Below are 24658 nucleotides of genomic sequence, written 5' to 3'. Positions count from 1 at the left end.
CCTCTTCGGTTGAAGCCTCGGTTTGCTGCCTCTTACCCGATTCAGATGCGCTTGGCTAGACGGTATGCGATTGTATACGGAGGTTGCCCGAAATCCCCATGCAACGGGCGCTGAGGGGCTGCACGCATCAGCTGCGCGCCGCGAACCAGCCTTCGACCCGATCGCGCACCCAGTCCCACACCGCGGGCGCGCCACGGGCGATCTTGGTGCCGATGCGCTCTTCGAGTTGGGTGAAGCTGACATCGTAATCGATCCACGAGCCGCCGCCTGACTGGTGGTTCAGCAGGACCGGTTGCACCCGGTCGAGCGATTTCGCGAAGATCGCGTCGGGGGTCTCGTTGGCCTCGAATTCCTGCCACAGCGCCAGCATCGCTGCCCCCTGGTCCTCTGGCAGCAGTCCGAAGATGCGCTCGGCGGCGGCGGCTTCGGCCTTCTGGATGTCTTCCGCGCCGTGCGCCGTGCCGCCTTGGCTGTGGATCGGCACGTCGCCCACGTCGATCTCGACCAGATCGTGCAGCAGGAGCATGCGGATCACCCGGTCGATCGAAACACCTTCGGGCGCCTGCTCGGCCAGTGTCAGCGCATAAAGCGCGAGCGACCAGCTATGCTCGCCGGAATTCTCAGGGCGCGAGGCGTCGTGGATCGGCGTCGCGCGGGTCACCGATTTAAGTTTCTCGGCTTCGGCGAGAAAGGTGAATTGCTGATCGAGCCGGGTCATGAACGTCTCCAGAGCCGGGGCAGAAGCAGAAGAAGCGCCACGAAGGCGAACAGACCGCCCGCGCGCCAGCTCATCGCGCGATCGGTATAGGCAGCACAGTCGAGGTTCGGCGCCGCGAAAGCGTAGAACAGAACCGTGCCGAAGATCGAGAAAACGACGATGCCCATGCCCAGCACCGGCGGGATCGCGCGGTTCGCGGCGGCGAGCAGGAGCCCGGTCCAGCCAAGCCAGAGCGGCACCGCCACGACGATCAGGTGCAGCGGCCGCGCGAGCAGGTCTGCAAGCCCGAGCCGCAACGCCTCACCACGCGAATGCGATCCGGCCCAGTCGCCGTTGCAGAGCATCTGGCCTGCATGAAAGGCCGTCGCGATGATCAGCGACAGGGCGAGGGAGAGGGCTGCCGCGAAGAGGACGCGCGCGGCCCCCGGGCTCATGCCCCGGTCCCGGAATCCGGTGTTTTCGCCGCCGCCTGTGCGCGTTTTTCCAACTCCACCAGCTTGCGCTCGAAGAATTCGCGGCCGCGTTGCTCGGCCATGTGCAGGCGACAGGCGGTCATGTAGGCCTCCTGCAGGGAGGGCGACGACGTGCCGATATAGTTGCTCACCTCCATGAAGAGGCGATCGTCGTCGTATTTGCGCATCGCCTCCATCGTGTCGGTGGCGAGCTTCTCGGCCAGTTCGTCGATCAGCGCCATCAGCGCGTGCCCTCCGTCAGCCGGCGGCGCACATAGGTCTGAACGGTCTCGATCATCGGCTGCATATGGGCTTCTTCGTTCTTGAAGAAGTGGTCCGCACCCTCGATGACCTCATGGGTGATCGTGATGCCCTTCTGCTCCTGCAGCTTGGAGACCAGCTGCTCGGTCTCTTTCGGCTGCGCGATCCGGTCGTTCGTGCCGTTGATGATCAGACCCGAGGACGGGCAGGGCGCAAGGAAGGAATAATCGTAATTGCCGGGGCCGGGCGAAGACGGGCCGGGCGGGGCAACGGAGATGAAGCCGGTGATCTCGGGGCGGCGCATCAGCAGCTGCATGCCGATCCACGCGCCGAAGGAATGGCCCGCGACCCAGCAATGCTTCGAGTTCGGGTTCATCGCCTGCAGGTAGTCCAGCGCCGAGGCGGCATCGGACAATTCGCCCACGCCTTGATCGTATTCGCCTTGGCTGCGGCCCACGCCCCGGAAGTTGAAGCGCAGAACCGTGAAGCCCATTTTGAAAAAGGCGTAGTGCAGGTTGTAGACGACGCGGTTGTTCATCGTGCCGCCGAACTGCGGATCGGGATGCAGGATGATCGCGATCGGCGCGTCGGGTGCGGGCTGCGGGTGGTAGCGCCCCTCGAGGCGACCTTCGGGACCGGGAAAAATGACTTCGGGCATCGTCTCTCGTTTTTATTGCGCCAGCTCTGGGTTCCGGGGCCGCCAGCGCATCCGCCTTTCTTGACGGGTCGGCGCGGCTGGCCTAGGAGAAAGCCACCCCCGGCGCCATGCCGGGAGATCGGGCATTGGTGGAGGTAATCGGCCCTCGCGCTTGCGTCAATGCTTTAGCAATGATTCACTCCTGCGCGGGTAGAGTTTTCGGGCCGATTTGCGGTCAAATACGGGTTCGGATGGGTCTCGGACCGGGGAGGGTGCATGAAACTGTCGACGAAAGGCCGTTACGCGATGGTCGCGCTGGTCGATCTGGCGCTGGCGGGCGAAGGCAGCCGGACCTCGCTGGCGGCGCTGTCCGAGCGTCAGGATATCTCGCTGCCTTATCTGGAGCAGCTCTTCGTACGGCTGCGCCGTGCGGGGCTGGTGAATTCGGTCCGCGGCCCCGGCGGGGGCTACCGTCTTGCGCGCACGCCCGCGGAAATCCGCATCTCGGAGATCTTCGAGGCCGTGGACGAGACCGTCTCGGCGATGCATGTCGGCGCCGGTGCCTCGGGCGCGATTTCGGGCTCGCGGGCGCAGTCGATGGCGAACCGTCTTTGGGAGAGCCTCTCGGCGCAGGTCTTCGTCTTCCTGCATCAGACGACGCTCGAAGACGTGGTGAAGAACCAGCTCAAACCCTGTCCGGCGGTGCCGAGCCTGTTTTCGGTCGTCGACGAGTGATCCCGTCCGTCCGGGCATGATGGTCGCTCGCGGACGCTCCGCGGGGGATATTTTCGCCGAGGCGAAGGCACGCCCTTTCTTCTTCGGCTTGGGTCAAATATCCCCGCCGGAGGCATCCGACATTTCATTCACGCGGAGCGTATCATGGCGCGCAGCTATCTCGACTGGAACGCGACAACGCCGCTGAGGCCCGAGGCCCGTGCGGCGATGATCGAGGCGATGGACGTGGTCGGCAACCCATCCTCCGTGCATTCCGAGGGGCGTGCCGCGAAGGCACTGATGGAGCGGGCGCGCAATCAGGTGGCGGCCGCCTTGGGCGCAGAGGGACAGGACGTGATCTTCACCTCCGGCGCCACGGAAGCCGCCGCCTTGGCGCTGGCCGGGCGCGAAGTCCATTGTGCGGGCGTCGAACATGACGCGGTGCGCAGCTGGTGCGTGGAGGATCTGCCTGTGGACCGGAAAGGGCGGATCACCGTCACCGATCCCGCAAATTCGGCGCTGCAGCTGGCCAATTCCGAGACCGGCGTGGTGCAGGAGATGCCCGAAGGCCTGTATCTGAGCGATCTCACCCAAGGGTTTGGCAAGATCCCGTTTGCGTTCAACTGGCTCGGCACCACCTGCGGCATCGTTTCGGCGCATAAGCTGGGCGGGCCGAAAGGCGTCGGCGCGCTGATCGTGAAGCGCGGCACGGATATCGCGGCGCAGCTCAAGGGCGGCGGTCAGGAGATGGGACGCCGTGCCGGCACCGAGAATCTGATCGGTATCGCGGGCTTCGGTGCGGCAGCCGAGGCCGCCTCGCGTGATCTTGAGGGCGGAATCTGGCGCGAGATCGAAAAACTTAGAAACATTCTAGAAAACGCCATTGCGGATCGGGCAAGCGAGACTATTTTTGTCGGGAATGAATCGCGCAGGCTTTCGAACACGTCCTGCTTCATCACGCCCGGCTGGAAGGGCGAGACGCAGGTGATGCAGATGGACCTGGGCGGGTTCGCGGTCTCCGCAGGCTCCGCGTGTTCAAGCGGAAAGGTCAAAAGCTCCGCCGCGCTGGTCGCGATGGGCTTTTCGGAAACCGAGGCGGGATCGGCATTGCGGGTCTCGCTGGGGCCGCAGAGCCGCGAAGAAGATGTCATGCGTTTCGCCGAACACTGGCTGAAATGCGAAGCGAAACACCGCGCACGGCGCGGGTAAGAGATGGGAGAGCCGGATATGGCGGGCGTTGATCAGGTGGAAGTACGTGAAGGCGTCGATCGCGAGACGGTCGAGACCGTCCAGAATATGGGCACCTACAAATACGGCTGGAACACCGATATCGAGATGGAATACGCGCCGAAAGGGGTGAACACGGATATCGTCCGCCTGATCTCGGACAAGAACAAAGAACCCGAGTGGATGACCGAATGGCGTCTGCAGGCTTTCTCGCGCTGGGAAGATATGCCCAAGCCGAACTGGGCGCTGCTGAAGGTTCCGGAAATCGACTTCCAGGACCAGTATTACTACGCGCGCCCGAAAAGCATGGTCGAGAAGCCCAAGTCGCTCGACGAGGTCGACCCCAAGCTGCTCGCCACCTATGAGAAGCTCGGCATTCCGCTGAAGGAACAGATGATCCTCGCGGGCGTCGAAGGGGCGGAGGACATCAACCTCGAAGATCGCCAGATCGCGGTCGATGCGGTGTTCGACAGCGTCTCCGTTGGCACGACCTTCAAGGACAAGCTGGCCGAAGCGGGCGTGATCTTCTGCTCGATCTCGGAAGCGATCCAGGAACACCCGGAGCTGGTGAAGAAATATCTCGGCTCTGTCGTGCCGCAGGGTGACAACTTCTACGCAGCGCTGAACTCCGCCGTGTTCTCGGACGGCTCCTTCGTCTACGTGCCGCCGGGCGTGCGCTGCCCGATGGAACTGTCGACCTATTTCCGCATCAACGCGGAGAATACAGGGCAGTTCGAGCGCACCCTGATCATCGCAGACAAGGGCTCCTACGTGTCCTATCTCGAAGGCTGCACCGCGCCCAAGCGCGACACCGCGCAGCTGCACGCGGCCGTGGTCGAGATCATCGTCGAGGAAGACGCCGAGGTGAAATATTCCACGGTGCAGAACTGGTTCCCGGGCGATGAAGACGGCAAGGGCGGCATCTACAACTTCGTCACCAAGCGCGCCGATTGCCGCGGCGACCGCGCCAAGGTGATGTGGACGCAGGTCGAGACCGGCTCCGCGATCACATGGAAATACCCGTCCTGCATTCTGCGCGGCAACGAAAGCCAGGGCGAGTTCTACTCTATCGCCATCGCGAATAACTGGCAGCAGGCCGATACCGGCACCAAGATGATCCATCTCGGCAAGGACACCCGCTCGCGGATCGTGTCCAAGGGCATCTCGGCCGGTCAGGCGCAGAACACCTATCGCGGTCTCGTCTCGATGCACCCGAAAGCGACCGACTCGCGCAACTACACGCAATGTGACTCGCTGCTGATCGGCGATAAATGCGGCGCGCACACGGTTCCCTATATCGAGGTGAAGAACAACTCGAGCCGGGTCGAGCACGAGGCCACCACCTCGAAGGTCGACGACGATCAGCTGTTCTACTGCCGCGCCCGCGGGATGGACGAGGAAGAGGCCGTGGCGCTCGTCGTCAACGGGTTCTGCCGCGAAGTCCTTCAGGCGCTGCCGATGGAATTCGCGATGGAAGCTCAAAGCCTTGTGGCGATCTCGCTGGAGGGGAGCGTCGGGTGATCTTCACGCGCGCAAATATCGAAATTGCCGAGGATCTGCCCCATTTCGGGCATAATCCTTATGCATGTCTTAACCTGTCCAAATGGATAGGTGAGGACCATGACGATATCGAGCGCCAGCTTCAACGATCGCCTCGCGCGGATCGAGAAAACGCGGAAATCGGCGAAGGGCCGGATTCAGCTGCATATCGGCGATCAGGAAGCCTGGGTGACCAACGATTCCGCGATGCTGCGTCGGGTCATCGCCAAGCCGCGTCACTCGCGGCTGGCCGTGTTCAAGGTCCTGCCCGCGCTGATGGTCGGCGCGATCGGGATGATGATCGTGACGGCGCTCAAGATGCGCTTTCTGACGCCGGAACTCGCCGAGAAGGTCGGCTCCAATCCGGATCTGGTCCTCGTGGTCGCGGCAGTGCTGACGGCCTTCGGGCTGGGCATGGTGCTGCGGCTCGCCTCGGTGAAACTGATGGCGGTGCAGCTGCTGGGCGTCGCGCTGGCCTTCGTGGGGCTGCACAATATCGCGTTCTGGGAACCGGATATGGCGGCGCTCGCCTTCACGCCCGACTGGGTGGAGCAGCAGACCGCGCAATTCGAGCCGCGCACACTGCGCTACGCCGAGACAACCATCCGCTTCTGACCCTATGCGCGCCCGCCGCGGCCCGTAAGGGTCGCCAAGGGGGAGAGCGCGCATGATCGTCACCACCACACCCACCATCGAGGGTCGCCCGATCGCGACCTATCATGGCATCGTCGTGGGCGAGGCCATCATGGGCGCCAATGTCGTCCGCGATATCTTCGCGCAGGTCACCGACATCATCGGAGGCCGCTCCGGCGCTTACGAATCCAAATTGCAAGACGCGCGCGCCACGGCGCTTGGCGAGCTTGAAGACCGCGCCCGCGAGCTGGGCGCGAATGCCGTTGTCGGCGTCGATCTCGACTACGAGGTCGTCGGCCAATCCATGCTTATGGTGTCGGCCTCCGGCACCGCTGTAACCGTATCCTGAGGAAGAACCATGCTTGATATCAAGAACCTGCACGTCAAACTGGAAGAAGAGGACAAGCAGATCCTCAAGGGCGTCAACCTGAGCGTCGAGTCCGGCAAGGTCCATGCGATCATGGGTCCGAACGGGTCCGGTAAATCCACGCTGTCCTACGTGCTCTCGGGCCGCGATGGCTACGAGGTCACCGAAGGCGAGGCGCATCTCAACGACACCGACCTGCTCGATTCCGAGCCCGAAGAGCGCGCGGCGGCAGGCCTGTTCCTCGCGTTCCAATATCCGGTGGAAATTCCCGGCGTCGGCAACATGACCTTCCTGCGTACCGCGCTCAACGCACAGCGCAAGGCCCGCGGCGAGGAGGAAATCTCCGCTGGCGACTTCCTGAAACTGGTGCGCGGTAAGGCGAAATCGCTCAAGATCGACGCCGATATGCTGAAGCGCCCGGTCAATGTCGGCTTCTCGGGCGGTGAGAAGAAGCGCAACGAAATCCTTCAGATGGCGATCCTCGAGCCGAAGATGTGCATCCTCGACGAGACCGACTCCGGCCTCGACGTCGACGCGATGCGTCTGGTGGCCGAAGGCGTGAACGCGCTGCGCGACGAGGGCCGTTCCTTCCTCGTCATCACCCACTACCAGCGCCTGCTCGACCATATCAAACCCGATGTCGTCCACATCATGGCGGATGGCCGCATCATCGAGACCGGCGGGCCGGAACTGGCTCTCGAGGTCGAAAAGAACGGCTACGCCGACCTGCTCGCGAAACACGGGATCTCGGAGGTGATGGCGTAATGTCGGCAGTCGAGAAAATGACCCCCGCCGAGACGCGGCTGGCGCGCGTTTCTCTGCCCGAGGGCTTTGGGCCGCAACGCCGCGCAGCGCTGGACCGTCTGAACGCGATGGGCCTGCCGGGCCGTCGCGACGAATACTGGCGCTGGACCAACCCGACCGATTTCATCGCGCCCGATCCGGTGCGCGCCGCGCCCTTCGCGGATGACGAGCCCGAAATTTTCGGGGAAATCGATCGGCTGAAGATCGTATTCCGCGACGGTGTTTTCGATGCCGAGGCCTCAGACGATCTGGCGATGTCCGGTGTCGAAATCCTGCGTCTGGCCGATGCGCCCGACGTGAACTGGGCCAGCAGCCTTTACGGCACGCTGGAAGCCAACGGTCAGGATCCGGTGAAACGCCCCTTCGCGGCGCTGAACACCGCGTCGGCGACCGATGGCGTTCTGATCCGCGTGACCGGGGCCGCCGAGAAACCCGTGAGCCTGATTTATACCCATGAGTCACAGAGTTCCGACCCGATCCTTCATCACCTCGTGAAGCTGGAAGAGGGCGCGGAGATCACGGTTCTGGAGAACGGCCCGGCCGGGGCGCGCTTCAACCAGCTGATGGAAGTGGAGGTCGCGAAACACGCGAAATTCCACCACATCCGCGTGCAGGGCCGCGACCACGAGCGTCGTGCGATCACCTCGATCTTCACCCGCGTCGCGGAAGAGGGCCTGTTCAAGAGCTTCACGCTGACCTCGAACGGGGTGCTGACGCGCAATGAATGCGTGATCGACATCGTGGGCGACGACGCGAACGCCCATGTCGCGGGCGCGGCTCTTGGCGATGGCAAGACCGGCAAGTTCCACCACGACGACACCGTCTTCATCACCCACGGGGCCGAGCGCGGCGAGAGCCGTCAGGTCTTCAAGAAAGTGCTGAAGAACGGCGCCGAGGGCATCTTCCAGGGCAAGATCCTCGTGAAGCCGGGCGCGCAGAAGACCGATGGCTACCAGATCAGCCAGTCGCTGCTGCTCGACGAGAACAGCCAGTTCCTCGCCAAGCCGGAACTCGAAATCTACGCCGATGACGTGCAGTGTTCGCACGGCTCGACCACCGGCGCGATCGACGAGACGGCGCTTTTCTACCTGCGCTCGCGCGGCGTGCCGGAAGAGGAAGCCACCGCGCTTCTGGTTCTGAGCTTCGTGGCCGATGCCATTGAAGAGATTGAGGAAGAGCGGTTCCGCGATGCGATCCTCACCCGGTTGGAAGGGTGGCTTTCGCGCCATCGCGGCTGAGGCGCCGCGATGTCCGCGACCGACGATATCCGGCGCAGCTACCGGCGTCCGCGCGTGGTGATGCGCGAGCATCTCGCACGCCCGGCTTCCGAGCCGCGCGCGCTGGTCTTCCTGCTTGCGGCGCTGACCGTGATCTTCATCGCGCAATGGCCGCGGTTGTCGCGGATCGCCCATGAGATGCCCGACCAGCCGATGGTCGGGCTGATGATGGGCACGGTGCTGGCGCTGCTGGCCACCGTGCCCGTTTTCTACGCGATTGCGGCATTGAGCCACCTTGTGCTGCGCCTCCTTGGCGGGCAGGGAAGCTGGTATGGTGCGCGCGTCGCACTGTTCTGGTCGCTTCTGGTGGTCTCGCCGCTGATGCTGTTGCAAGGGCTGGTCGCGGGGTTCATCGGACGCGGCGCGGAACTTTCGCTCGTCTCCGCGCTTGTGACCGTAGCCTTCGTCCTGCTATGGGGCGCAGCGTTGCGGGTGGTGGAATTCGAAGGAAAAACAAACTGATGCAGCCCGACCTTAAAGAATGGCTTATCCGCAGCTTCACCGATCCCAAATCGGTTGCGCGCGATTTGATCGGGCTGAATCTGAGCGGCAATGCGCGGTTCATGGCGATGGTGCTGGTTGTCGTGATGACGGCGATCCTCGGCACGCTCGCGCAGCTGGTGTTCTCGTTCATCACCAAGGTCGATATCGGCACGGTGACGCCGCCGCTGACCGTCGTGGGGCTGCAGGCAGCCCTTCTGGTCTATGGCGCCTTCGCAATGTCTTTCGTCGGCCAACGCTTTGGCGGGAATGGGAAATTCTCGGATGCGCTGCTGCTTCTGACCTGGATTGAGTTCGTTCTGATGATCGGTCAGATGATCCAGGTCGTGCTTATGGTGTTCTTCCCGATCTCGGCCACTCTGATGTCGGTGCTGCTGGTGGCGCTGATGTTCTACTTGCTGGTGCAGTTCACGATGGTTCTGCACGGGTTCGAAAACCCCTTGGCAACCGGCTTCGGGGTTATCTTGACCTTTCTGGGCTCGGCGATGATCGCGGGGATCGTGCTGGTCTCGACCGGCCTCGTGCAAATGCCCGCAGACCCCGCGTCACTCTGAGGTGCTCCATGTATGATATCGAAAAATCCGCGCGGATTTCCCGATCCTGACGCGAGAAGTGAACGGCAAGCCGTTGGTTTACCTCGATAACGGGGCCTCGGCGCAGAAGCCGCGCGTCGTGATCGACGCGATGACGCAGATGTACGAGCACGACTATTCCAACGTGCATCGCGGGCTGCATACGCTGTCCAATATCGCGACCGAGAAATACGAGAGCGTGCGCGGGATCGTCGCGCGCTTCCTGCATGTCGCAGATGAAGAGCAGATCGTGTTCACCACCGGCTCGACCGAGGGGATCAACCTAGTGAGCTACGCCTGGGGGGCGCCGAACCTCGAGCCGGGCGACGAGATCATCCTGTCGGTGATGGAGCACCACGCCAATATCGTGCCGTGGCATTTCCTGCGCGAGCGGCAGGGCGTGAAGCTGGTCTGGGTGGAGCCCGAGGCCGATGGCTCGCTGCCGCCCGAAAAGGTGCTGGAGGCGATCACGCCGCGTACAAAGCTGATCGCGATCACCCATATGTCGAACGTGCTGGGCACCCGGGTCGATGTGAAACCGATCGCGCAGGCAGCGCGCGCCCGCGGGATCGCCACGTTGGTCGATGGCTCGCAGGCGGCAGTGCATGGCCCCGTCGACATCGACGATCTGGGCTGCGATTTCTACGTCATCACCGGACATAAGCTATACGGACCAAGCGGTTCCGGGGCGCTCTTCATTCACCGCGACCGGATGCTCGAGATGCGCCCATTCCTTGGCGGCGGCGACATGATCGACACCGTTACCCGCGATACGGTGATCTACAATACGCCGCCGATGAAATTCGAGGCTGGCACGCCCGGCATCGTGCAGCAGATCGGCATGGGCGTCGCCCTCGATTACCTGATGGGGATCGGGATGGAGAACATCGCCGAGCATGAGCGCGACCTGCGCGACTATACGGCCGAGAAACTGAGCGGGCTGAACTGGCTCAACCAGCAGGGCACCGCGCCCGACAAGGGCGCGATCTTCTCGCTCACGCTGAACGGGCCGGCGCATCCGCATGACATCTCGACCATCCTCGACAAGCGGGGCGTCGCGGTGCGCGCGGGGCAACATTGCACCGGGCCGCTGATGGAATGGCTGGGCGTTTCCGCCACGGCGCGCGCGTCTTTCGGGATGTATAACACCCGCGAAGAGGCCGACGCGCTGATTTCCGCGCTGGAACTCTGCCACGATCTGCTAGGCTGAGGCGACCGCCCGGGCGAGAGACTTGCTTTTGCTGCGACGCAGCATAACTCTGCGGCAGGGAGGCGGGCAGCGAAAGGGCCGAGCCGATGAACCGCAAGAGCATCAATCTCGCATTGCAGGGCGGGGGCGCACATGGCGCGTTCACCTGGGGCGTTCTCGACCGATTTCTGGATGAAGAGTGGCTGGACTACGCGGCGATCTCCGGCACCTCTGCCGGGGCGCTGAACGGGGCTGCGTTCAAGGCGGGCTATGCGCGAGCTGGCCGTCAGGGCGCGCGCGAGTCGCTCGACGAGCTCTGGAGCCAGGTGGCCGAAAGCGTCGATCTGCGGCTCGAGCGGTTGATGCCCGCGCAAGTGCCCGGATCCGAGGCGCTGAAACGCTGGTTCGACGCTTTCACCCCTGCGGCCTTCATCGACGGCATGTCGCGCGTCTTTTCGCCCTATGATGCAGGGCCGTTCTACGTCAATCCGCTGAGCTCGGTGGTCGAACGGTTCCGATATCGCGATGTCTGCGCGGAAGAGGGGCCACGGCTGCATGTCTCGGCGACCAATGTGCGCACCGGCAAGGTCCGTGTCTTCACCGGCGAAGAAATTACAGCGGATGCCATCCTCGCCTCGGCCTGCCTGCCCGAGATTTTCCAGGCGGTCGAAATCGACGACCCGAAGACGGGCCGCACAGAGGCATATTGGGATGGCGGCTATACCGGAAATCCGCCGCTTTTCCCGCTGTTCGAACCCGCCTATCCGCGCGACGTCGTGGTGATTTCGATCAACCCCCTCTGGCGCGACGAAATCCCCCGGACGCCCGCGCAGATCGACGAACGGATCAACGAGATCAGCTTCAACACCTCGCTGCTGCGGGAATTGCGCGCGATCAATTTCGTACATCGGCTGATCCGCGAAGACCGGCTGCCGGAGGGGTCGATGAAGGATGTGCTGATCCACATGATCGCCGATGACGACGTCATGACCGAGCTGGGTGCGAAGTCCAAAATCCTTCCCGAATGGGGGATGCTGGCAAAGCTGAAACTGGCAGGCCGGGCGGCGGCGGATCGCTGGCTCGAAGCTCACGCCGACAAGATCGGCAAAGAGGCGTCGACCGACCTTCAGGCGTTGTTCGACTGAATCTTCGCCTTCGACTTGCGCGGCTCCTTCACCGGTTTGGGCTGCGGATAGACAAGACCTGCCGAGATGATCAGCTTCGCCGCATCCTCGACCGACATCTGGAGATAGGTGACCTTCGATTCCGGCACGAAGAGCAGGAAGCCCGAGGTCGGGTTCGGCGTCGTCGGCAGGAACACCGAGATCAGCGGGTCGCCGTCCTCGGCCTGTGCCGCGATCTCGCCCTTCGCGGTCGACGACACGAAGGCGATCGCCTTCAGGCCCTCGCTCGGATACTCGATGATGCAGGCGCGGTCGAACTTGCCCTCGGACTGGCTTAGCACCGTTTCCGCGATCTGCTTGAGACCGTTATAGACCGTGCGCACGAAGGGCAGCCGGTCGACGATGCTTTCGCCGAAGCGGATCATCGTGCGGCCGAAAAAGCCCTTCGCGAGCCAGCCGACGATGACCGTGAATACCAGGAAGATGATGACGCCGAGCCCGCGTACATTGATGCCGATATAGCGTTCGGGGCGCAGCTCGGGCGGCACCAGCGGCAGCACCCAGCCGTCGACCCAACCGGCCATCGTCCACATCAGCCAGATCGTCAGGCCGATCGGCGCGACGACGATCAACCCGGTAAAGAAGGAGGCGCGCAGTGCGCCGAAACGCGAGCGGCGGCGCGGATGGGAATCGTCTTTGGTCATGTCAGGATGCGCCCTCTCGTGGCGATGCGTTGCCTGCTATCTAGGCAGCGCCGCCACGATGAGCAATGGTCCGCGTATCAGGCGCCGCGAGCTGTGATGATTTCGCCCGCGATTGCGGCAGCCAGACGGGCATTGTTCAGAACGAGGGCGATATTGGCCTCGAGCGAGCGGCCTTCGGTCAGTTCGAAGATGCGCGACAGCAGGAAAGGCGTGACGGCCTTCGCCGCGATGCCCTGCGCCTCGGCCTCGCTCAGCGCCTGTTCGATCACCGGCACGATCTCTTCGCGGGCAATTTCGGCTTCTTCGGGGATCGGGTTCGCGATCAGCTGGCCGCCTGGCAGACCGAGCGACGCGCGCGCGAGTTGCGACTTGGCGATCTCGGCGGCGCTATCGGCGCGCAGCGGCGCGGGAAGGCCGGAATTGCGCGACCAGAAAGCGGGGAAGGCGTCTTGCCCGTAGGCGATGACCGGCACGCCGTGGGTCTCCAGCACTTCGAGCGTCTTCGGCAGATCGAGGATCGCCTTCGCACCGGCCGCGACCACGCTGACCGGAGTCTGTGCCAGTTCCAGAAGGTCCGCGGAGATGTCGAAGCTGTCTTCGGCACCGCGATGGACGCCGCCGATCCCGCCGGTGGCAAAGACGTCGATGCCCGCGAGGTTCGCGCAGATCATGGTGGCGGCGACGGTGGTGGCACCGGTCGCGCCCTTCGCGAGGCACACCGCCAGATCGGCGCGGCTCACCTTCATCGCGTCCTTGGTCTGCGCGAGCTGCTCCAGTTCCTCCGGCTCCAGCCCGATATGGATCTTGCCGCCCATCACCGCGATCGTAGCCGGTACCGCGCCCGCCTTGCGGATCTCGGCCTCGACCGCCTGCGCGGTTTCAAGATTCTGCGGATAGGGCATCCCGTGGGTAATGATCGTCGACTCGAGCGCGACGATGGGACGGTTTAGTGCTTTCGCATCAGCGACTTCGGCGGCGAAGGTGAGGGGGGCGGTCATGTGGCCAGTTCTCCGGAAACGTAGCGCGCGGCGGCGGTCAGAGCGCGCTCCAGCGCCTCCTCACGACCCGCGCCGCGCTGTTCGGCCACGAGATGCGCGGCCATGAAAGTATCGCCCGCGCCGGTCACGCGGGTCACGAGGACGGGGGGCGGCGCCGAGGCGATCACGTTGCCCGCGACAGCACTTCCGTCGGCGGCCGCCTTGCCGCCATCCGTCACGAGCACGCGCTGCGCCCCGCGCTCCAGTAGCGTTTCGGCGGCGTGCTGGGCGCTGTCGAAGCGGCCCTGGCACAGGATGCCCGCCTCTTCGAGATTGACGTAAAGCGTCGCCGCCGGATGCCTCAGAAGCGGCATCAACCTTTCCGCCTTGCCGGGGCTGGCAGGCGCCACGCGCAGGTCGGCCTTGGCGAACAGAGGCGAATGCGCGATCTGGCTGAGCAGAGCCTCGGTCAGGTTGCCGTCGAGTGCGATGGCGCCGGTCCACGGCTCGTTTTCCGTGCCGAGCCGCCCGTCGGAAAGCGGTGCGAGGATCTTCTCGCCCGCCGCCTCCAGCGAATGCGCATCCGCGATGGCCGCGATCAGTCCGTTCGCCCCTTCGATCGCCATGTAGCGGTCGGTCGGAAGGTCGTCGGAGCGGTAGAGATAGCTGCAATCGACGCCCAGCACCTCGGCGGTCCGGATCAGGTCGTTGCCCTGGCTGTCGCGCCCGAGCGCGGTCAGCACGGCCGGTTTCAGCCCGAACCGATGGAGCGTCATCGCGATGTTCATCGCAACGCCGCCGGGCAGCCGCTCGATCCGCCCCGGCACGTCGGAGCCCTCGTGCATATGCACCGAGGCGCGGCCGATGATGTCCCACAGGACCGAACCGATGCACAAAATATCAGGTCTGGATTCGCTCATGCGCGGTTCTTGGCGCGGTTTCGGGAGCGGGGCAAGGGGGCTTGGCCCCCGCTCGGGTGGCTCAGGCGCGGCGCGACTTGAGGAACGCCCAGAGCCAGATGCCCGCAAGAACGAGCGAGCCGATTGCGTTGAGGTTCGCCATGGTGATGCCGAAGATGTCCCACGGAATCTCGTCGCAGCGCACCAGCGGGGCTTCGTTGATCTGTTTGAGCAGGTCGGCGGCGGAGACGGTGGTGTCGACGCCATTCGAGGTGCAATCGGTCGGACCTTGGAAGATCTTCCGCTCGACGCCCGAATGATAGAAGCCCAGCACCGAGGTCGTCAGCGCCGCCAGCATGCCCAGAAGCGCAGTCCAGCCGGGCAGACGGAAGGCGAGGATCGCAAGCCCGATCAGGATTGCGACCAGATGCGGCCAGCGTTGCAGCAGGCACAGGTGGCAGGGCGCATAGCCCAAGGCCTGAAACACGAAGGCCCCGGCCAGCACGACGGCGGAGCCTGCGGCGGCGAGGCCGACGAGGCCGCGGAAAGAGGTCTGGGTTTGCAGGCGATCTTGCATCGGAGGCCTCAGAGATATTTCAGAAGATAGAACCCGCCGATCAGCAGGATGACGAAGATAGTGAAGAGCGGGCCGAGCCAACGTTCGATGAAGGTCTTGATCGGCTCGCCGAATTTCCAAAGGAGGCCAGCGACCACGAAGAAGCGCAGCGCGCGGGCGATGAAGGAGACGCCAAGGAAGAGAACCGGGCTCAGGTTCGTGGCGCCCGCGAAGATCGTGATCACCTTGTAGGGGAAAGGCGTGACACCTGCGATCAGCACGGCCCAGCCGCCCATCTGGTTGAACCGGGCGGCGAGTGTGTTGAAATCGTCCGCCTTGCCGTAGAAATCCAGCACCGGCCTGCCGATCGCATCCATGAAACCATAACCGATCAGGTAGCCCAGACAGCCGCCCGCGACCGACGACAGCGTCGCCACCAGCGCGATGCGCCAAGCCGCCCAGGGCCGGGCGAGGATCATCGGGATCATCAGCACATCCGGAGGGATCGGGAAGACCGAGGCCTCGATGAAGGCGACGGCGGCGAGATACCACATCGCATGCGGGTGGCTCGCGCGGGCCATCGTCCAGTCGTAGATGCGGCGGATCATGGCGGCATCCTTTTCCTTGCTGCTCGGATCGCTTCATCTCCCGCGCGGGCCGCAAGGTCAAGTCACGCGCGTCGCACCTTTGCTTTTGCGGGCCTCGCGCTAGACTTCACGAAAAAGCGAGGGAGGCATTCGCAAATGCAATGGCGGGGACGGCGCGGCAGCCGCAATATCGAGGACCGGCGCAGCCAGCGCAGGGCAGGGGGCGGCGCAATCCGTCTGGGCGGCGGCGGCCTCGGCGTGGTCGCGATCATCGTGGTGGCCTATTTCCTCGGGGTCGATCTGACGCCGCTGCTCGATGGCGGGTCGGGCTCGGGGCCGGTGATCACGCAATCGGGCGAGCTGAGCGAACGCGAGAAGGCGATGGGCGATTTCGTCTCGGTGACGCTGGCCGATACCGAGGAGGTCTGGCAGGGCGTGTTCCAATCCGACCTGGGACGGCAATACGATCCGGCGGTGCTGGTACTCTTTAGCGGGGTCACGCAATCGCCCTGCGGCAATGCGAGCGGCGCGACGGGGCCGTTCTACTGTCCGGGCGATCAGAAAATCTATCTCGATACGGCGTTTTTCGACACGCTGAGCCAGCAGCTCGGCGCGCGGGGCGATTTCGCCGCCGCCTATGTCGTGGCGCATGAGGTGGCCCACCACGTTCAGGACGAGCTGGGGATTCTCGGTAAGGTTAACGAAGTGCGCGCGCAAAGCTCCGAGGCGCAGGCTAATGCGCTCTCGGTGCGCATCGAGTTGCAGGCCGATTGCTTCTCGGGGATCTGGGCGCGCCGCGCCGAAGATCAGATCGGCGCGATCGAGCCGGGCGACATCGCGGAGGCCATGAACGCCGCGGCACGGATCGGGGACGATACGCTGCAACGCGAGGCCGGCCGGGTGCCGATGCCCGACAGCTTCACCCATGGCAGCTCCGCTCAACGGCAACGCTGGTTCGAGCGGGGCTATCTGAGCGGTGAGCTCAAACAATGCGACACGTTTTCAACGCGTAACCTCTAAGCGTACTTGCCTCGGGCGCGGCTGCGCGCTAGAGGATTCGGACTGGGCCCGAGTGGCGGAATGGTAGACGCAGCGGATTCAAAATCCGCCGCTGCAAGGCGTGTCGGTTCGAGTCCGACCTCGGGCACCAGACCTTCCGCAGAATGACAGATCCGCGCGCCGATGGTGACCCGGCCGGCGCATCTTCGTTCCTATGTCTTGTCAGGCCCGCATTTTCCGGCCTCGCAAGACTTTGTCCAAATTTGGCGTCATCGTGAAAAGCGGCGTCTTGGAACGTGGTTAGCAAAAGATGATTCGAAGTAATCTCGTTTCGTTCTCAGAACAAACGGGCGCGAGATACCGGATTGCGGCGCGGTCGAGGACAATTAAGACTTATCCGTGGGAGAAATATCGCTGCGATTGGGGGCATCCCAGGAAACAAACTCGCCCGGTTATTGTCGCTAAATCGAAAACAGTTTTTCGCCTTTCGCAACGGGTCCGACAAATACCTTTCAACCACCGGTTTAAATGTGGCGAAACTTAGGCATGGCTCCTGTCTAAAAAGATAGGTCGATCTTTTGGTAAACGGAAACGGTGTTTAAAAACAGTCACTTCGCGATTCGGATTATTGATGACCGTTTCCCGGGCATTTCCTCGAAATGAGGCAAGAAAGCGGCAAATTCCCCTTTTCTTTGTGGCGGTCGCGAGGGCAGATTGAGGCCAAGCCCTGCTGGGGGGCGATTGGCCATGGGGGTGGCCAAAGAGAAGAGTTGTCGAAAGAGAGCTCGCCCGGCGCTGCCAAGGGGACCGATCCATAACGGCCTCGACCATGAGGGCAAATGAGACGCAGAGCGATCTGCGGCGACTTTGCCGGCAGCGCCCGCGCGCGCCGACGCTGGCCAATTCTTCTCAAAAAACACGTTCGGACTTCGGATCCGGACACGTCACGGCGCCGCCGCTTTGCGCCCTAGGGAAGATACGCCACGGCGCGGGGCCAGGGAGCCAAGCGGACGGCAAAGGAGAGTTGGGGATGACTTATTTCTACTATCATCACGACGACGATGATTGCGACAAGAATTCCGATCCGAATGCTACCAACGACAGCGCGAGCGTTAAGTACAACACCGCGCAGACGATCGCCGTTCTCGCGAATGACAGCGACCCCGATGGCGACCCGCTCAAGGTGCAGTGGGCGAGCGACCCGGCGCATGGCTCGGTCACGGTGAATGCCGATGGCACGATCACCTACACGCCCGAACCCAACTATTCCGGCACCGACAGCTTCACCTACAAGATCTATGACGGGCAGGGCGGCTACGACACCGCGACCGTTACGATCAACGTGAGCGCGCCCGACGGTATCGTCGAAGGCACCTCCGGCGGCGACCTGATCGACGATCATTACACCGGCGATCCCGAAGGCGACATGGTCGACAATAACGACGCGATCCTTCCGGGCGCCGCGCCGAATGACGACTACATCATCGCGGGCGACGGCAATGACACGGTCTATGCCGGTCAGGGCGACGACTCCGTCGAGGGCGGCCAGGGCGACGATCTGATCTATGGCGAGGGCGGCAACGACACGATCTCGGGCGATGCCGGAAACGACACGATCTATGGCGACAACGATCCGGCCGGTGGCCCCGCGGCCGATCCGGTCTCGGAAACCGTGGACTGGAGCCATTTCCAGACCGATTGCGGCGAGGTGAAGGACCAGACTGTCGATCTGGGCGAGACCAAGGTCCATTTCGACTTCCAGTCGCAGGATTACGGGGCGAAGGCGACGCTGACGACCTCTGCGCAATATACCGAAGCTGGCGAGAACTTCGACAGCTGCTCGGCGCTGCAGCTCTACGGTGCGGGCGGCGATTGCGAAGGCGGTGTGTCGCCGACCTCGACGACCGTCTTGACCTTCTCTTCGGACAATAGCGATTACACCGGTGAGGTTCAGGGGTTGAGCTTCCGGATCAACGATCTCGATCGTTCGGACAGCTATGACGACCATGTCGATGTCGTGACGCTCTCGGCCTTCGATACCGACGGCAACCCGGTCGCGATCACGATCGATCCCGAGGGCAACCAGACGGTCACCGACAATGGCGACGGCACCTACACCATCACCGGTGGCGATCAGGACGACGGCAGCCTGCATCAGGACGACAAGATCGGTTCGGTCAAGGTCACCATCAATGATCCGACCGCAAAGCTGAGCATCGCCTATTCGAATGGCGGGGCGACGGATCAGGCGATCTCGATCACCGACATGACCTATGACACCTGCCCGGTGGAAAATGATCCGGGCGAGCCCGGCGACGACAGCCTGATGGGCGGTCTGGGCGATGACGTGCTCTACGGTCAGCAAGGCAACGACACGCTGGAGGGCGGTCACGGATCGGACAATCTCGATGGCGGCCAGGGTAACGATACGCTCGATGGCGGCGCGGATGCGGACACCGTCTCCGGTGGCGACGATCGCGATCTGTTCATCGTGGGGTCCTCGACCGATGGCATCGGAGACACGCTCGACGGCGGCGAAGGCGGCGACGATTACGACACGCTCGACCTGCAGGGCGCGGGGCCGCTGCGTGTTCATTCCACGGTCACCGATTACGATCCGGTCTCGGGTGTCAGCACCTATGCCGGGACGGTCGACTTCCTCGACGGCTCGGGAAATGTCACCGGTACGCTCGAATTCTCCAACATGGAAGAGGTCATCCCCTGCTTCACGCCGGGTACTCTGATCGCGACGCCGCGTGGCGAGGTTCCGGTGGAGACGCTGCGCGAAGGCGACAAGGTCCTGACCCGCGATAACGGCATTCAGGAGGTCCGCTGGGCCGGCCGCGCCGACATGACGCATGAGCAGCTCGCGCGCGCACCGCATCTCAAGCCGGTGCTGATCCGCAAGGGCTCGCTCGGCAACGACCTGCCCGAGCGCGACATGATGGTCTCGCCGAACCACCGAATGCTCGTCGCCAATGACAAGACTGCGCTCTATTTCGAAGAGCACGAGGTTCTCGTCGCGGCCAAGCATCTCGTCGGCAATCAGGGCGTGGACACGGTGGAGACGCTGGGCACCAGCTACCTGCACTTCATGTTCGACCGCCACGAGGTTCTGCTCGCCAATGGTGCCTGGACCGAGAGCTTCCAGCCCGGCGACCAGACGCTGGGCGGGATGGGCAATTCGCAGCGTCAGGAAATCTTCGAGATCTTCCCGGAACTGCAGACCGCGAAGGGCCGCGAGGCCTATCAGGCGGCGCGCAAGACGCTCAAGAAGCATGAAGCCAACGTCCTGCGCATGAGCTGACGCGCAGGCCTCGTCAGAGGCCCCGCCAGCCCAATAACTGCGACCGCGTCCGGGATGTTTCCGGGGCGCGGCGCTGCCGTGTTGTTTCCGCAACTCGAACAATTCGTTTCCGCTAATCCGCACGTAGAGACGCCATCACGCGTTTTCGCCTCAGGGTTTTGTCGCTATCGTGTGATGGAAGGGGGCCTCGACTGCTGGGAGGCAGGAGGATCGGATGACGCGGAGCATGCGCGCAACGGATATCGCGGAGATTTTGGCGCAATCGCCGGCTCAGGGGCTGCGATGTACCGCGATGGCGCGCACCGAGTCGCTGCGCCTGGAATTCGACAGCCATGACGAGACGGACGGCCATATCAGTGGCTTTGACGCATCCGGAGATACGGTTTTTTCCGGCTCCATCGCTGCGTTTCGCGCGGCCATTCCCTGCGTGACGCCCGAGACGCGGGTCGCAACCGAGGCTGGCGGTGTTCCTGCGGGCGATTTGCGCCCCGGTGCGCGGCTGGTGACGCGCGAGTCCGGTGTTCAGACGCTGCGCTGGATCGGTTCACGAGTGTTCACGGCTGCCGATCTCGCGCTCAATCCTCTGCTGAGCCCGGTGCGTATCCGCGCGGGCGCGCTTGGCGAGGGGCATCCGGTGCAGGATATGCGCGTATCACCCAATCACCGTCTGATGTCGCCGCTACGGGGGAATCTCGTTTCCGCGCAAGAGCTTGTCGGGCTGGACGGGGTCGAGGCCGAGCGGGCGGCGGGCGGCGTGCGCTATCTGCAATTGCTACTCGACGCGCCGGAAATGTTGCTCTGCGACGGGCTATGGGTCGAGAGTTTCCGACCGGAGTTGGCGATGCTGGCGGGCTTCGATGCGGCGCAGCGGGCGGAGCTTCTGGCGCTGCGCCCCGATCTGTCCCGGCGCGACGCCGAGGCCGCCTTGCCCGAGACGCACCCCACCGAGTGATTTTCATCAACCGCAAAAAAGAGCCGGGCACTGAGGCCCGGCCAATAGACGATTCCGGTCAGGGGAATTGCCCGGATCGTTCGCGTCACAGGAAGCGGCGCACTTCTTGCCGGGCAATCTCCCGGCTGATTCCGATATCTCTGAGCAGATGGTCATCGAGTTTCTCCAGCGCCATCCGCGAACGGCGCGCTTCGAGGACGCGCGCAACGCGCGCGATCAGGCTCAGACGGCCATGACGAGCGGGAACGGGACGGGTCCGCGACAGGGTAAACATTGCGATGCCTTTCTGTATTGATACAATGTGGCGTTTGTTGCTATAGGAGGGATACAATACCTCAAAATAAGCAACCAGAGAAATATTGTGACTGATACAAGCTGGTCTCCCCAACTCGCCCATATCGCCGGACCGAAATATCTCGCGCTGGTGCGCGCGCTGCGCGAAGGGATCCGTCGCGGAGACCTGAAACCGGGCGCAAAACTCCCTACTGTCAGGGACTTGGCGTGGTCACTGGGGGTGACCCCCGGCACGGTCGCGCGGGGCTACCAAATCGCCACGCAGGAGGGGCTGCTGGAGGCCAAGGTGGGACGCGGCACCTTTGTATCGACACAAACGCAGCGACTCGGCCCGCGCGAGCCGCTTTACCGCCATACCGGGGAGGAGATCGATGCAACCCCGGGCGATCTGGTCAACCTCCGATCGCCACAATTGCCCGATGTCGGCCAGACAAAAGCGTTACAATGGGCGATGGAGGAAGCTGCGCGCTCGATCGGCAAGACCTACCTGCAATATCCCGGTCTGCGCCGCGACGCCTATTGCCGCGAGGCGGTGCTCGACTGGTTTCCGAAAGATTGCTCGCTCGCCTCTATCCTGAACGCGGATGACCTTGTGCTGACCCATGGCGGGCAGAACGGGATCAACCTCGTGATGCAGACCTGCCTGCGTGGCGATCGGCCCGGCGTTTATATCGAGGAGCTGGCCTATCCCGGCTTCCGTCACGCCGCACGGCTCAACCGCGCAGAGGTCCATCCCGTCGCCATCGACGAACAGGGAATGATGCCCGATGCGCTCGACGCGGCCTGCCGCAAACATGGCGGCCAGATCGTTTGCATCACGCCCGACGCACAGAACCCCACGGCGGGGCGGATGGATGTCGCGCGCCGCGAGGCGCTGGTCGAGGTCGCGCGCCGCCATGACCTGCAGATCATCGAGGACGATTGCTACACCGCGCCGGTCACCGGCCTGCCGAGCTTCCGGGTGATCGCGCCCGAGCGCAGCTGGCACATCACATCTCTGTCGAAGACGATCTCGGCGGGCATGCGCTTCGGCATCGTCGCAGCCCCCGAAGGCATGGGCGAAGTGGGGCGGCTAGCCGCCCAGCACAGCTTCTTCGGCCTCGCACGGCCGATCACCGACATGGTCGCCCGGCTCTTCGAGAGCGGCGAGGCGATGCGTCTGCGCTATGCCGCGCAGGAGGAAATGGGTCGGCGGTTGCAGATGACGGTGCAATCGCTGGCGGGACAGGATTTCAACTGGCTGCCGGGGCTGAGCTTCCTTTGGCTGAAGCTGCCGATGGGCTGGCGTGGCTCCACCTTCGCGCGCATGGCGGAGATGGAAGGCGTGCTGCTGCGCTCGGCCGATGAATATGTCGTGCAGGACGGGCAGGCGCCCAACGCGGTGCGCATCGCGATGGCGGGCTCGGTCCCCGAAGAGCGCTTCCGTACCGCGCTGCGCACGCTGACGGGGCTGCTGGAGCGGATGCCCGACGATCTACCGGTCTGAGGGCTGAGGCCTGACGCCGCGCCGCCGAAGCGCGCTGCACAAAATTACGGCATCTGCCTTGCCCTTGCGCGAGTAGGGGCGCTTGCCCTCTTTTCACGCCCGCGCCCTTGTGCTTTCGTGACAGCCAACGACGCCCGAGACGGGTGCAAATCGGGAGAGATGGATGGCGGGTAAAGGGGAGAGCTGGCTGCGCAGCGAGTCCGCGCAGGGCTATGCGCTGATTTCGCCCCCCTTCCTCTATGCCGTTCTTTTGCTGGCCGCGCCGCTGGTCACGATCCTTGCCTATTCCTTCTTCAAGGATGGCTATCTGACGGTGGTGCATGAATTCACCGTGCAGAATTACATCGCCACATGGACCGATCCGATCTTTCGCGTGATTCTGGTTCGCTCGCTGCTGGTGGCGGGGCTGGTGACGCTGGTCACGGTCGCGCTGGCCTTCCCGATTGCCTATTATCTGAGCTTCGGTCTGGCGCCGAACCGGAAGGCGCGCTGGATCTTTCTGATCACCATCCCGTTCTGGACGTCGTATCTGATCCGCGTGTTTCTGTGGAAGGTGATCCTTGGCTATAATGGCGTGATCAATTCCGCGTTGGAGGGGATCGGGATCATCGGGCCGAACGGGCTGATCGCCGATCCGCTGCAGATGCTCAATTCGGTGGGGGCGATCGCGCTGACGCTGGCCCATGCCTATGCGCCCTTCGCGATCCTGCCGATTTTCGTGAGCCTCGAGAAGATCGACCGCTCGTTGCTGGAGGCGGGGCAGGATCTGGGCGAAAGTCGCTGGCGGACCTTCCTGCGCGTGACACTGCCCTTGGCGATGCCCGGTGTCGTAGCCGCGACGCTGATCGTATTTATCCCGACGGTCGGCGATTACGTCACGCCCGAGCTGATCGGGGGCGGCAAGATGCCGATGGTCGCGAACCTCATTCAGGCGCAGATGCTACCCCTGGACAATCGCCCGCTGGGCTCGGCCATTGCGGTCAGTTCGCTGCTCGTGGTCGCGGCCCTGTCGCTGGTCTTCCTGTGGCTCAACCGTCGCTTCCTGAAGGTCGGAAAGTGAGCCGCGCATGAAAATACCGTCCCTCAAGATTTACGCGATCGCCTATCTGATCTTCCTCTACGCGCCGATCTTCCTGCTGCCGCTGTTTGCTTTCAATGACGGCACGATCATCGCCTTTCCGCTGAAGGGTTTCACGACCGACTGGTTCGCGAAAATGGCCGAGAACGACACGCTGCGCCACGCGCTGTCGAATTCGCTGATCATCGCGCTGACCTCCTCGGCGGGCGCCACGATCCTCGCGGTTTTCGCCGCCCGCGCCTCGACGCGCTACCGCTTCAAGGGCAAGGGCGGGATCATGGGGCTGATCCTGCTGCCGATGGTGCTGCCCGATATCCTGATGGGGATGTCGCTGCTCTTGGTGATGCTCGAAGTGCTGAAGGTGAACCTGTCGATCGCGACGGTGATCTTGGGCCACGTGATCATCTCGCTGCCTTATGCCATCGCGGTCCTGCAGACGGCGTTCGCGACGCTGGATCAGTCGCTGGAAGAGGCTGCGGTCGATCTGGGCGAGACGCGGATGTCGACCTTCCGCCTGATCGTGCTGCCGCTGGTGATGCCCGGTATCATCTCGGCCTTCCTGATCTCCTTCACGATCTCGCTCGACGAGTTCATCGTGGCCTTCTTCCTCGCGGGCAATCAGCCCACGCTGCCCACCTATATCTTTTCCCAGCTGCGTTTCCCGTCAGCGATCCCGGTCATCATGGCGCTTGGCACCTGCCTCGTCGCGGCCTCGATCCTGCTTCTGAGCGTGGCCGAATTCTTCCGCCGGCGCGGGGTCAAACGGACCGGCGCCAAGGATACCGGAGGCTTCCTGTGACCGAT

General features: G+C 63.5%; 26 protein-coding genes, 1 tRNA gene and 1 pseudogene. 18 read left to right on the top strand and 10 right to left on the bottom strand.

Features of this window, described 5'->3' with window-relative positions; translation table 11 throughout:
* Positions 1 to 127 precede the first annotated feature (127 nt).
* The 4 genes from BMG03_RS11095 to BMG03_RS11080 are packed head-to-tail and all read right to left on the bottom strand — an operon-like array spanning position 128 to position 2089.
* Complete coding sequence (locus BMG03_RS11095) at positions 128 to 718, bottom strand: HD domain-containing protein (RefSeq protein ID WP_075774859.1); 591 nt, start codon at positions 716 to 718, stop codon at positions 128 to 130.
* Entirely contained in the window at positions 715 to 1152 is a 438-nt protein-coding gene (locus BMG03_RS11090; RefSeq protein WP_075774858.1) for a hypothetical protein, read from the bottom strand. The genes BMG03_RS11095 and BMG03_RS11090 overlap by 4 nt, the downstream gene beginning before the upstream one ends.
* A complete protein-coding gene (locus BMG03_RS11085) occupies positions 1149 to 1412 on the bottom strand; it encodes a hypothetical protein (protein WP_075774857.1) in 264 nt (87 codons plus the stop codon). Before BMG03_RS11085 ends, BMG03_RS11090 begins: the two co-directional genes overlap by 4 nt.
* Complete coding sequence (locus BMG03_RS11080) at positions 1412 to 2089, bottom strand: alpha/beta hydrolase (RefSeq protein ID WP_075774856.1); 678 nt, start codon at positions 2087 to 2089, stop codon at positions 1412 to 1414. The genes BMG03_RS11085 and BMG03_RS11080 overlap by 1 nt, the downstream gene beginning before the upstream one ends.
* 255 nt (positions 2090 to 2344) lie before the next feature.
* Between BMG03_RS11080 and iscR the strand changes: the two genes are divergently transcribed.
* The 11 genes and pseudogenes from iscR (at position 2345) to BMG03_RS11025 (ending at position 12036) form a co-directional block, all read left to right on the top strand.
* Positions 2345 to 2803 (top strand): Fe-S cluster assembly transcriptional regulator IscR, encoded by a 459-nt coding sequence (iscR, locus tag BMG03_RS11075; RefSeq protein WP_075774855.1) that lies wholly within the window; start codon positions 2345 to 2347, stop codon positions 2801 to 2803.
* 144 nt (positions 2804 to 2947) lie between these two features.
* Entirely contained in the window at positions 2948 to 3991 is a 1044-nt protein-coding gene (locus tag BMG03_RS11070) for a cysteine desulfurase family protein (protein WP_075774854.1), read from the top strand.
* Positions 3992 to 4009: 18 nt separating this feature from the next.
* The gene (gene sufB, locus BMG03_RS11065; RefSeq protein WP_075774853.1) at positions 4010 to 5530 is read left to right on the top strand and encodes a Fe-S cluster assembly protein SufB; all 1521 of its coding nucleotides are present in this window, start codon (positions 4010 to 4012) and stop codon (positions 5528 to 5530) included.
* A gap of 99 nt (positions 5531 to 5629) precedes the next feature.
* Entirely contained in the window at positions 5630 to 6163 is a 534-nt protein-coding gene (locus BMG03_RS11060; RefSeq protein WP_075774852.1) for a hypothetical protein, read from the top strand.
* Positions 6164 to 6215: 52 nt separating this feature from the next.
* On the top strand, positions 6216 to 6530 hold the full coding sequence (locus tag BMG03_RS11055) for a heavy metal-binding domain-containing protein (RefSeq protein WP_075774851.1): 315 nt from the start codon (positions 6216 to 6218) through the stop codon (positions 6528 to 6530).
* Between the two features lie 9 nt (positions 6531 to 6539).
* The gene (gene sufC, locus BMG03_RS11050) at positions 6540 to 7313 is read left to right on the top strand and encodes a Fe-S cluster assembly ATPase SufC (RefSeq protein WP_075774850.1); all 774 of its coding nucleotides are present in this window, start codon (positions 6540 to 6542) and stop codon (positions 7311 to 7313) included.
* Positions 7313 to 8590 (top strand): Fe-S cluster assembly protein SufD, encoded by a 1278-nt coding sequence (gene sufD / locus BMG03_RS11045; protein WP_075774849.1) that lies wholly within the window; start codon positions 7313 to 7315, stop codon positions 8588 to 8590. The genes sufC and sufD overlap by 1 nt, the downstream gene beginning before the upstream one ends.
* Before the next feature lie 9 nt (positions 8591 to 8599).
* Positions 8600 to 9091: a Yip1 family protein gene (locus tag BMG03_RS11040; RefSeq protein WP_075774848.1), complete on the top strand. Its 492-nt coding sequence runs from the start codon at positions 8600 to 8602 to the stop codon at positions 9089 to 9091.
* A complete protein-coding gene (locus BMG03_RS11035; protein ID WP_075774847.1) occupies positions 9091 to 9684 on the top strand; it encodes a YIP1 family protein in 594 nt (197 codons plus the stop codon). The genes BMG03_RS11040 and BMG03_RS11035 overlap by 1 nt, the downstream gene beginning before the upstream one ends.
* Before the next feature lie 8 nt (positions 9685 to 9692).
* Positions 9693 to 10912 (top strand): annotated as a pseudogene (locus BMG03_RS11030) (cysteine desulfurase).
* 86 nt (positions 10913 to 10998) lie between these two features.
* Positions 10999 to 12036: a patatin-like phospholipase family protein gene (locus BMG03_RS11025; RefSeq protein WP_075774845.1), complete on the top strand. Its 1038-nt coding sequence runs from the start codon at positions 10999 to 11001 to the stop codon at positions 12034 to 12036.
* Here the strand turns inward: BMG03_RS11025 and BMG03_RS11020 are convergent.
* The 5 genes from BMG03_RS11020 to BMG03_RS11000 all read right to left on the bottom strand — a co-directional run bounded on the left by BMG03_RS11020 (position 12018) and on the right by BMG03_RS11000 (position 15759).
* Positions 12018 to 12719 (bottom strand): DUF502 domain-containing protein, encoded by a 702-nt coding sequence (locus BMG03_RS11020; RefSeq protein WP_075774844.1) that lies wholly within the window; start codon positions 12717 to 12719, stop codon positions 12018 to 12020. The genes BMG03_RS11025 and BMG03_RS11020 overlap by 19 nt on opposite strands.
* A gap of 77 nt (positions 12720 to 12796) precedes the next feature.
* Positions 12797 to 13717: a pseudouridine-5'-phosphate glycosidase gene (locus BMG03_RS11015; protein WP_075774843.1), complete on the bottom strand. Its 921-nt coding sequence runs from the start codon at positions 13715 to 13717 to the stop codon at positions 12797 to 12799.
* Entirely contained in the window at positions 13714 to 14616 is a 903-nt protein-coding gene (locus tag BMG03_RS11010; protein WP_075774842.1) for a PfkB family carbohydrate kinase, read from the bottom strand. The genes BMG03_RS11015 and BMG03_RS11010 overlap by 4 nt, the downstream gene beginning before the upstream one ends.
* 61 nt (positions 14617 to 14677) lie before the next feature.
* The gene (locus tag BMG03_RS11005; RefSeq protein ID WP_075774841.1) at positions 14678 to 15172 is read right to left on the bottom strand and encodes a disulfide bond formation protein B; all 495 of its coding nucleotides are present in this window, start codon (positions 15170 to 15172) and stop codon (positions 14678 to 14680) included.
* A gap of 8 nt (positions 15173 to 15180) precedes the next feature.
* Complete coding sequence (locus tag BMG03_RS11000) at positions 15181 to 15759, bottom strand: YqaA family protein (protein WP_075774840.1); 579 nt, start codon at positions 15757 to 15759, stop codon at positions 15181 to 15183.
* Positions 15760 to 15894: 135 nt separating this feature from the next.
* Between BMG03_RS11000 and ypfJ the strand changes: the two genes are divergently transcribed.
* The 4 genes from ypfJ to BMG03_RS10980 all read left to right on the top strand — a co-directional run bounded on the left by ypfJ (position 15895) and on the right by BMG03_RS10980 (position 20996).
* Positions 15895 to 16758 carry a KPN_02809 family neutral zinc metallopeptidase gene (gene ypfJ, locus BMG03_RS10995; RefSeq protein WP_075774839.1) on the top strand — a complete coding sequence of 288 codons (864 nt, stop codon included), beginning with the start codon at positions 15895 to 15897 and terminating at the stop codon, positions 16756 to 16758.
* A gap of 46 nt (positions 16759 to 16804) precedes the next feature.
* Positions 16805 to 16888: transfer RNA gene (locus BMG03_RS10990), tRNA-Leu, on the top strand.
* Between the two features lie 879 nt (positions 16889 to 17767).
* Positions 17768 to 20044, top strand: a complete 2277-nt coding sequence (locus BMG03_RS10985) for a Hint domain-containing protein (protein ID WP_077701225.1) — start codon at positions 17768 to 17770, stop codon at positions 20042 to 20044.
* Between the two features lie 214 nt (positions 20045 to 20258).
* Positions 20259 to 20996, top strand: coding sequence for a Hint domain-containing protein (locus BMG03_RS10980; RefSeq protein WP_075774838.1), 738 nt, complete (start codon positions 20259 to 20261; stop codon positions 20994 to 20996).
* 85 nt (positions 20997 to 21081) lie between these two features.
* Here the strand turns inward: BMG03_RS10980 and BMG03_RS20740 are convergent, their stop codons facing one another.
* Positions 21082 to 21270, bottom strand: a complete 189-nt coding sequence (locus BMG03_RS20740) for a DUF1127 domain-containing protein (RefSeq protein ID WP_075774837.1) — start codon at positions 21268 to 21270, stop codon at positions 21082 to 21084.
* Positions 21271 to 21357: 87 nt separating this feature from the next.
* On the opposite strand from BMG03_RS20740, the gene BMG03_RS10970 reads away from it, so the two are divergent.
* From BMG03_RS10970 to BMG03_RS10960, 3 genes are all read left to right on the top strand, one after another.
* Positions 21358 to 22776 (top strand): aminotransferase-like domain-containing protein, encoded by a 1419-nt coding sequence (locus BMG03_RS10970; protein WP_075774836.1) that lies wholly within the window; start codon positions 21358 to 21360, stop codon positions 22774 to 22776.
* A gap of 163 nt (positions 22777 to 22939) precedes the next feature.
* Entirely contained in the window at positions 22940 to 23836 is an 897-nt protein-coding gene (locus tag BMG03_RS10965; protein WP_075774835.1) for an ABC transporter permease, read from the top strand.
* A 7-nt stretch (positions 23837 to 23843) separates the two neighbouring features.
* On the top strand, positions 23844 to 24653 hold the full coding sequence (locus BMG03_RS10960) for an ABC transporter permease (RefSeq protein ID WP_075774834.1): 810 nt from the start codon (positions 23844 to 23846) through the stop codon (positions 24651 to 24653).
* The last annotated feature ends 5 nt before the right edge of the window (positions 24654 to 24658 follow it).

The sequence above is a fragment of the Thioclava nitratireducens genome, from assembly GCF_001940525.2.
Taxonomy (GTDB): domain Bacteria; phylum Pseudomonadota; class Alphaproteobacteria; order Rhodobacterales; family Rhodobacteraceae; genus Thioclava; species Thioclava nitratireducens.
The sequence above is the reverse complement of the archived record's forward strand: the minus strand, read 5'-3'. Positions and strand labels throughout refer to the sequence as shown.

Excerpts from the sequence above, each read along its gene's own strand:
- BMG03_RS11055 (WP_075774851.1), top strand. The coding sequence starts at position 6,216 with ATGATCGTCACCACCACACCCACCATCGAGGGTCGCCCGATCGCGACC.
- sufC (WP_075774850.1), top strand. The coding sequence starts at position 6,540 with ATGCTTGATATCAAGAACCTGCACGTCAAACTGGAAGAAGAGGACAAG.
- BMG03_RS11015 (WP_075774843.1), bottom strand. The coding sequence starts at position 13,717 with ATGACCGCCCCCCTCACCTTCGCCGCCGAAGTCGCTGATGCGAAAGCA.
- BMG03_RS11020 (WP_075774844.1), bottom strand. The coding sequence starts at position 12,719 with ATGACCAAAGACGATTCCCATCCGCGCCGCCGCTCGCGTTTCGGCGCA.
- BMG03_RS11040 (WP_075774848.1), top strand. The coding sequence starts at position 8,600 with ATGTCCGCGACCGACGATATCCGGCGCAGCTACCGGCGTCCGCGCGTG.
- iscR (WP_075774855.1), top strand. The coding sequence starts at position 2,345 with ATGAAACTGTCGACGAAAGGCCGTTACGCGATGGTCGCGCTGGTCGAT.
- BMG03_RS10985 (WP_077701225.1), top strand. The coding sequence starts at position 17,768 with ATGACTTATTTCTACTATCATCACGACGACGATGATTGCGACAAGAAT.
- BMG03_RS11095 (WP_075774859.1), bottom strand. The coding sequence starts at position 718 with ATGACCCGGCTCGATCAGCAATTCACCTTTCTCGCCGAAGCCGAGAAA.
- BMG03_RS11085 (WP_075774857.1), bottom strand. The coding sequence starts at position 1,412 with ATGGCGCTGATCGACGAACTGGCCGAGAAGCTCGCCACCGACACGATG.
- sufD (WP_075774849.1), top strand. The coding sequence starts at position 7,313 with ATGTCGGCAGTCGAGAAAATGACCCCCGCCGAGACGCGGCTGGCGCGC.
- BMG03_RS11060 (WP_075774852.1), top strand. The coding sequence starts at position 5,630 with ATGACGATATCGAGCGCCAGCTTCAACGATCGCCTCGCGCGGATCGAG.
- BMG03_RS11025 (WP_075774845.1), top strand. The coding sequence starts at position 10,999 with ATGAACCGCAAGAGCATCAATCTCGCATTGCAGGGCGGGGGCGCACAT.
- BMG03_RS11010 (WP_075774842.1), bottom strand. The coding sequence starts at position 14,616 with ATGAGCGAATCCAGACCTGATATTTTGTGCATCGGTTCGGTCCTGTGG.
- sufB (WP_075774853.1), top strand. The coding sequence starts at position 4,010 with ATGGCGGGCGTTGATCAGGTGGAAGTACGTGAAGGCGTCGATCGCGAG.
- BMG03_RS11070 (WP_075774854.1), top strand. The coding sequence starts at position 2,948 with ATGGCGCGCAGCTATCTCGACTGGAACGCGACAACGCCGCTGAGGCCC.
- BMG03_RS11090 (WP_075774858.1), bottom strand. The coding sequence starts at position 1,152 with ATGAGCCCGGGGGCCGCGCGCGTCCTCTTCGCGGCAGCCCTCTCCCTC.
- ypfJ (WP_075774839.1), top strand. The coding sequence starts at position 15,895 with ATGCAATGGCGGGGACGGCGCGGCAGCCGCAATATCGAGGACCGGCGC.
- BMG03_RS10960 (WP_075774834.1), top strand. The coding sequence starts at position 23,844 with ATGAAAATACCGTCCCTCAAGATTTACGCGATCGCCTATCTGATCTTC.
- BMG03_RS20740 (WP_075774837.1), bottom strand. The coding sequence starts at position 21,270 with ATGTTTACCCTGTCGCGGACCCGTCCCGTTCCCGCTCGTCATGGCCGT.
- BMG03_RS10965 (WP_075774835.1), top strand. The coding sequence starts at position 22,940 with ATGGCGGGTAAAGGGGAGAGCTGGCTGCGCAGCGAGTCCGCGCAGGGC.
- BMG03_RS11000 (WP_075774840.1), bottom strand. The coding sequence starts at position 15,759 with ATGATCCGCCGCATCTACGACTGGACGATGGCCCGCGCGAGCCACCCG.
- BMG03_RS11035 (WP_075774847.1), top strand. The coding sequence starts at position 9,091 with ATGCAGCCCGACCTTAAAGAATGGCTTATCCGCAGCTTCACCGATCCC.
- BMG03_RS11005 (WP_075774841.1), bottom strand. The coding sequence starts at position 15,172 with ATGCAAGATCGCCTGCAAACCCAGACCTCTTTCCGCGGCCTCGTCGGC.
- BMG03_RS10980 (WP_075774838.1), top strand. The coding sequence starts at position 20,259 with ATGACGCGGAGCATGCGCGCAACGGATATCGCGGAGATTTTGGCGCAA.
- BMG03_RS11080 (WP_075774856.1), bottom strand. The coding sequence starts at position 2,089 with ATGCCCGAAGTCATTTTTCCCGGTCCCGAAGGTCGCCTCGAGGGGCGC.